1 protein-coding gene is annotated in these 580 nt (G+C 71.0%); it reads right to left on the bottom strand.

Features of this window, described 5'->3' with window-relative positions:
• A partial coding sequence (locus CIC12_RS33580) for a hypothetical protein (protein ID WP_168662559.1) occupies positions 1–580 on the bottom strand: 580 nt, incomplete at both ends.

The raw sequence follows: 580 nt of genomic DNA, 5'->3' as shown, positions 1-580 counted from the left end.
GGTGGCCATGGTGATGGCGGTCATGGCGGCACGGGTCATGGTGACGGCGGCCACGGCGATGGTGGCCATGGAGACGGCGGCCACGGCGATGGCGGTCATGGAGACGGCGGCCACGGCGATGGAGGCCACGGCGATGGTGGCCACGGTGATGGCGGTCATGGTGACGGTGGCCACGGCGATGGCGGTCATGGTGATGGTGGCCACGGCGATGGCGGTCATGGTGATGGTGGCCATGGAGACGGCGGCCACGGTGACGGCGGTCAAGGCGACGGTGGCCATGGCGGCACGGGTCATGGAGACGGCGGCCACGGCGATGGCGGTCATGGAGACGGAGGCCATGGCGACGGTGGCCACGGCGGCACCGGTCACGGTGACGGCGGTCAAGGCGATGGCGGCCATGGCGGCACGGGTCATGGAGATGGTGGCCATGGCGACGGTGGCCACCGCGGCACGGGTCACGGCGACGGCGGCGAAGGCAACGGCGGCCATGGTGATGGAGGTCATAGCGGCACGGGTCATGGCGACGGTGGTCACGGTGATGGCAACGGTCCGGGCAATGGCGGTCCCGGCAATGGCGGTC

It is taken from the genome of Paraburkholderia sp. SG-MS1 (assembly GCF_012275575.1).
Taxonomy (GTDB): domain Bacteria; phylum Pseudomonadota; class Gammaproteobacteria; order Burkholderiales; family Burkholderiaceae; genus Paraburkholderia.
This window is presented reverse-complemented; position numbering and strand designations above follow the sequence as displayed.